The 6000-nt window shown below is 37.6% G+C and carries 5 protein-coding genes; 3 read left to right on the forward strand and 2 right to left on the reverse strand.

Translation table 11 applies throughout. From position 1 onward, the window contains the following. The first annotated feature begins 139 nt into the window (after positions 1-139). The 3 genes from repM (at position 140) to Q0895_RS13280 (ending at position 3001) form a co-directional block, all read left to right on the forward strand. The gene (gene repM, locus Q0895_RS13270) at positions 140-1084 is read left to right on the forward strand and encodes a replication initiation protein RepM (RefSeq protein ID WP_299189718.1); all 945 of its coding nucleotides are present in this window, start codon (positions 140-142) and stop codon (positions 1082-1084) included. 161 nt (positions 1085-1245) lie between these two features. Then, positions 1246-2364 carry a DUF262 domain-containing protein gene (locus Q0895_RS13275; RefSeq protein WP_299189720.1) on the forward strand — a complete coding sequence of 373 codons (1119 nt, stop codon included), beginning with the start codon at positions 1246-1248 and terminating at the stop codon, positions 2362-2364. Next, positions 2354-3001, forward strand: a complete 648-nt coding sequence (locus Q0895_RS13280) for an MAE_28990/MAE_18760 family HEPN-like nuclease (RefSeq protein ID WP_299189722.1) — start codon at positions 2354-2356, stop codon at positions 2999-3001. The genes Q0895_RS13275 and Q0895_RS13280 overlap by 11 nt, the downstream gene beginning before the upstream one ends. Positions 3002-3038: 37 nt before the next feature. Here the strand turns inward: Q0895_RS13280 and Q0895_RS13285 are convergent, their stop codons facing one another. Together Q0895_RS13285 and Q0895_RS13290 are read right to left on the reverse strand one after the other, a co-directional pair. Next, positions 3039-3989 (reverse strand): BsuBI/PstI family type II restriction endonuclease, encoded by a 951-nt coding sequence (locus Q0895_RS13285; RefSeq protein WP_299189725.1) that lies wholly within the window; start codon positions 3987-3989, stop codon positions 3039-3041. Further along, positions 3989-5455 carry an Eco57I restriction-modification methylase domain-containing protein gene (locus Q0895_RS13290; RefSeq protein WP_299189727.1) on the reverse strand — a complete coding sequence of 489 codons (1467 nt, stop codon included), beginning with the start codon at positions 5453-5455 and terminating at the stop codon, positions 3989-3991. The genes Q0895_RS13285 and Q0895_RS13290 overlap by 1 nt, the downstream gene beginning before the upstream one ends. Positions 5456-6000 lie beyond the last annotated feature (545 nt).

A 6000-nucleotide genomic window follows, 5' to 3' on the forward strand; every position in this document is an offset into this window, starting at 1 on the left:
AAAGCTACGTCTATCGACCCATAAAGCTACGTCTATCGACCTATAAAGCTACGTCTATCGACCCATAAAGCTACAATGTTTGATTATATGTAGCTTTATGGGGTATAGTACTTTTATTGTTCACTATAGAGAGTATGAAATGAGTGATAAGCAGTTAATTGCTAAAGACAACAAATTAATTAGTGCTAGTTACTCTCTTGGTATACCAGAGCAACGCCTTATCTTCCTGGCAATTATCGAAGCAAGAGAACAAAAAAAATTAATTGATGCTAGAGGTGTTCTAAATATTAGAGCAAAGAGCTATCAAGAACAGTTTAAGGTAGAAAAACATACTTCATACGATGCGTTGAAAAGTGCTACAAGTGGCTTATTCGATGCTCATTTTGAGTATGAAGATATTCATGAAAAAACAGGAAAGTTAGCTCGCCATGTCATTAGGTGGGTACAAAAAATAAGCTATATCGACGACGCTGGTATGGTTGAACTGCAATTTGCAGATGCAGTCATTCCCTTAATAACAAGACTTAGCGAGCAATATACAGAATATGAATTAAAACAGGTTAGCGAATTGCAAAGCGAATACTCAATAAGGCTTTATGAGTTAATGATGCAGTGGAAAGCTGTTGGTAAAACCAACAAGATATCAGTTGATGATTTGCGTAGGAAGTTAGGTGTTGAGCCCAAGCAATATAAGAAAATGAATAACTTCAAGGCACGAGTTCTAGACCATGCCCTTAATCAAATAAATGAGCATACAGACATTCAAGCTGAGTATGAGCAACATAAAAATGGACGTACTATTGCAGGCTTTACATTCAAATTTAAAGTGAGAAAAAATAAAGAAAAAACGGCTACTAAAATTGCTGATAATGGCAATATGACCACTATTGAAGGGTTAAACGATAAGCAGTTGGGTCGTATTGCTCGCAACCCTAGCTTTATAGCAGATTACAATCATTTGGTAAGCTCTACCAGTCCAGCAGGCCAAGATCCTAGCGCATGGGAATTTGAGATGATCAATCGCCTGAAAAAAGATGCTTCACAATTTAAGAAGCGTCCAATTAGAGAGTATCTTGAATATTAAGACTTAAAGGATGAAAAACTGTACGGTTAAGAGCAAGCTGCAATATTGTAAGAGAGTGGCAACGCCAATAACTGAAAGAAATAAGAGCAGGTAGAACTAATAAGAAAACAGAACTCTAGATTTAGTTATTTAGCAACTAAGATCGTTATAAAGGACCTCTAATGACAGACTTAAACAAAGAAATTGAGAAAGCAAGACATAATATTCGAACTGATGGTTATGCTATGTCTATAGGTGAACTTGCAAGTATGTATGAAGATGATGAGCTAGAAATACATCCCGCTTTTCAAAGAGTTTTTCGATGGAGTGAAGAGCAGAAAAGTAACTTTATTGAGTCTATATTTTTAGGTATCCCAATTCCTTCTATCTTTGTTTCTCAACGACAAGACGGAGTATGGGATTTAGTGGATGGGCTTCAGAGACTATCAACTATTTTCTCTTTTATGAACAAACTAAAAGAAGAGGATGGTGAGCTTAGAGCTCCTTTTTCGCCTGAAGCTACTAAATACTTACCGTCTTTGAAAGGTATCCAGTGGGAAACAAAAGGTTCAAGTGATTCGCTATCAAATAACCTTAAATTATTATTTAAGCGGCAAAAAATATCAGTCAACATTATAGAGCGTGAAAGTGATGATGAAGCGAAACTTGAACTGTTTCAACGTTTAAATACAGGTGGTTCAACCTTAACCCCTCAGGAAGTCAGAAATTGCTTGCTGATAATGTTAAATACTAATGCTTTTGATTTTATACAAAATCTGACTAAGTACCCCTCATTTCAAAGAACTGTACTTGTTACAGAAGCTAAAGAAGAGCAAGCCTATTATTACGAGCTTGTATTAAGGTTTTTTATCAATAGATATGCATCTGATGAAGTAAGAGCAAAACATAGTGATGTCCACCCATACCTTAACGAAGAAACAATCAGGTTATTTGATACTAGCTCAAGCTTTAATTATGTAGAAGAACAAGATGTTTTCCACAAAACTTTTGATAATATTGCTTCTGCTTTAGATGAAGATGCATTCAAAAAGTATAAAACCGAGAAAGAGAAGTATGAGGGTGGATTTAGTTTGCCTGTATTTGAGGCTGTATCTACTAGTGTTTCTTTTTTAGTGGAAACAGGTATTAATGATCATTCAATAAGAACTATTATAGTAAGTAAGTCAAAAGAGCTTGTAGAGAATAATGACTTTAAGCGTTCGTATGCTACTCGTCTTCGACCTATAGACAGAACTAAAAGAATGATTGATATAGGTCGGAGCTTGTTCTGTGAAGATTAGAACTCTTGACGAATTGGAAAAATCACTGGTTAGTGACCTAACTTGGCGTAAAAGAGAACTGACGACATTGAAATTCATGATTCAGAAAAGTAGCGCTGACCATAAAAAAAACATATTACATAGAGCTTCTATAGCTTTATTGTATTCACATTGGGAAGGACACGTTAAACATTGTTCTTTGGTCTATTTGAATTATCTAAATAGCTTGGGGCTTCATTGTGACCAAATAGCAGATAATTTTATACAACTAAATCTAAGCTCTCATTTTGATGTTAATTTTTCCATGAAATCTACAAAAAATCAAAAAGCTATCCATGATTACTTTTCTCGTCTGCCTGATTTCACATTTAAAGTCGTAGAAGATAAGACAATAGACACTAAATCAAATTTAAATTCTGAGGTTCTGTCAAATATACTATCGCAGTTGGGCCTTGCAAATGAGGCCTTCCAGTTAAAGAGCAATCTCATAGATACGGTTTTACTCAAGAATAGAAATGCTGTTGTTCATGGAGAAATGTTGAATGCTGATGGTTTGAGAGATACATATAATGAAATAGAGGATGAATTGTTAGATTTGATCCAAACATTTCATAATCTTGTTAATACTGCAGCAGCTAATCGTCTTTATCTAAAATAGATCGCTCCCTTTATTAAGGTCGAGTTTTTCTTTAACTTCATGTGGAGTAAGGGCCAAGAAACCTTACTCCATTGAAATGAATAAGGTGAGAAGGAGCATCTGCTACCCATACCTCTGTTTCCCATGCGATTTCGCCAAGATAACGACCCATGAGAGCTCTGTTCGGAAAAGCTGTTACATAAACTAGCCCAGCAGTTGATTCTGAAAATAGATTAGAAAGCTCTTCATATCTTTTTCCGTCAACAGGTCCGTGGCTAGTGACAGATTCAACTAATAATAGCCAGTTTTTTTCAGTATAGTGCAATACTACGTCAGGCATTTTACCGTGTGAACCCACATTAACATTCAGTTTTTTCAGCAATTCTTCATCGAAATATCCCCATTTTTTTTCTGTATCACCTGCATAGATTAATATACTGTTTGGTGCAAAGCGTGATGCAAAATCTTCAATAATATCTTTGATAAGCTCGCTATGAATACCTGGGCTCAAGGTGATTTCTTTACCATCTGCAATTCTTACAGGAATACGATTTTGCTCTCGCTCTTTAGCATAACGCTCAACAAGCGATGTACGATCAGCTAAATAGCGTTCCAGGTGACTGGGCCATGATGTAGTCCCATAAGTACGAAGCAGGGTCAATACGTGAGGTTCGATTTGATAAACGGCCTTTGGACTATTTACGGGTCGGTCTGGCTTATCTGGATTATAAAGAGCTATACCTGCATTACAAAACTGATGCATCGTTTGGCGACGAACTGTTTCCCGTGTGTTAGGAGCATAATCTTTACCGTAATGCTCACGGGCCCAATTCATGATAGGTGTAATTCCCATTAACGGGCTTTTTACTTGTGCCCAGCTCTTACCTGGAGAAAGGTCTAGAAGAGCTAATAAAGTTAAGGCTGAGCGTTCATTATATTGTGCAGTAGGTAGGCCTAAGCAATCTATGATTTGTAGAGCTGCCTCGATGTGATCATCGTGTGTATTCATTAAATTAAATCTCCAAACTTAGTATCAATGCTCTCTTGCGTGATATTTTTTTGTTCTAAAGCCCACTTACCAAGCTTAAGCAAGTTTTCACGGCTAGGATACTTCATCTGCTTAAGATCTGTTACATTGACCTGAGTATGTCCGCTAAACCGTCTAAAATGCTCATCTACTGCTGTAGTGTTCAGGTATACCGCAAGCCCACTTGCTAATGCCTCAGGCAAGCCATTTTTATTGTCGTGGAATACGTTTAAATGGTTTTCAAAACCTAGCATCGTATATTCATTAAAGTCAGTAGGGGCTATCAAGTTTGCAACCACACGACGCCTTTCCTCCTTTGATGAAAAGCGTTTTACTACACAATAAAACCCGTTCGGGTAAAGCCATTTTTCTGTATCGTTATTGGCCATAATCGCATTAGATTTTTTAAAGTTAGGTATAGGCCAAGTAGTTTTATACGCCTTCAAATGGGCTGGATAAATCAATGGCACTGTCCCTTCCTCAGACATGTCTCGTAAATGCTCTTTCAATCGGAAATCAACTACTGGACCGGTTGATAGTTTTACACCAATGTCAGTCATTGAGTAACGTACAGCAGATGATAATTCGATAGCACTTTTATCAGTCGTAGTTTGCACGTGAATAAACCGTTCTGGATCATCTGGAAATACTATGCGTTCAAAAGGAATTTCACAGTTAGTTAGATCAGAAAAGCTATCATCAGTAGATGTTGAAATCGTAACAGGGCCTTGCTCTCCATCTCGCTCTAAACAAATAATTATATTCTCTTGTAGTACTTGATCATCGCTAAAAGCTTTACTACGCGATTCAAACAAGTGCATCTGACGGATCGCTGCCCGTTCAAGAATAAAGTTACGGAAAGGGCGATAATAAGGGCCGTTGCAGAAGCTGCGTGGGATGATAGCTACAATGTGGCCACCTGGAGCCATCTCTCCCAATGCTAAAGCTATAAAAGCAGAATATAAATTTACGGTTTCAATACCAACACTACTTAAAGCTAGACGATGTTTGGATTTGCTATTAATTTTCTTATAAGGTGGGTTTAGAATTGCGTGAGTGTAACCTTGATCCTGCAGACCTTTTTCTGTTGCCAGTTTGATGTAATCGTCAGAGAAAATACGAGTTGTCACATGTTCATATGAATTTAGGTGCTGACTAAGATAGTCAGTTAGTCCTTTATCAACTTCGAAGGCGCTTACCTCAACAGAATTAAATCCAAACCCATTGGCTGTCCAGCGATCAAGGAACGCGCAGGTTAAAGCGCCTACGCCTGCCCCTGCGTCTAGCAGGTGACAAGTTTTAAGATTGCTAGGTGGAAACAGGGATGCCATAAAGCGGGCTACACTTGAAGGCGTCATGAATTGCCCGAACTCAGCTTTATGTTTTTGCGTGGTGCGACGCGATAATTTATGGCGCACACTATCTGCAGTGTCTAACTGTTGGAGCATATTAGATCCATTTACTGATCATCAGATGATACGCAGGCATAACCTTACGTATGATTTATAATAGGCAGACATACTAACACTTTTGAATAACTCTTCTATAGCGCTAAACGCTCAAATCCATTTACCATAATGTCTGTTATGGAAGCAAGGAGCGGCTCCCTATACGGTCCTATCATTATTACCATAAATGCTTAATGAAAAAATCCCTCTCTACAGGGCTTTTTTGTTAGATCAGCGTTTATGAAAAACAACGCACAAGCAGTCTTATTCATATCCTAAAATAATAACGTAGGTATAAATTTTAGTTCAATGAACGCCTTGATTGGCATGACTTTAAGAGGAACTGCTAATTGACGAAACAAGAATGAAAGCGTAAACTCAAATGCTAGAAACGACTAACCCCCAGCGACGGCAATCGCTAGGGGTTAGATGAATTTTAATCTGTGTCAGCAGATATAAAACCCACTTTTTCGTACGAGTTATTTTATATCAGCAGACGCACTAACACAAGTGTGTGTCATGTTAATCCTACCTGAAATATATGA

Origin of the sequence: uncultured Psychrobacter sp., assembly GCF_947495825.1 — a bacterium.
In the GTDB taxonomy this organism is placed as follows: domain Bacteria; phylum Pseudomonadota; class Gammaproteobacteria; order Pseudomonadales; family Moraxellaceae; genus Psychrobacter.

Coding starts and splice junctions, on each gene's coding strand:
- Q0895_RS13290 (WP_299189727.1), bottom strand. CDS start 5,455: ATGCTCCAACAGTTAGACACTGCAGATAGTGTGCGCCATAAATTATCG.
- Q0895_RS13275 (WP_299189720.1), top strand. CDS start 1,246: ATGACAGACTTAAACAAAGAAATTGAGAAAGCAAGACATAATATTCGA.
- repM (WP_299189718.1), top strand. CDS start 140: ATGAGTGATAAGCAGTTAATTGCTAAAGACAACAAATTAATTAGTGCT.
- Q0895_RS13285 (WP_299189725.1), bottom strand. CDS start 3,989: ATGAATACACACGATGATCACATCGAGGCAGCTCTACAAATCATAGAT.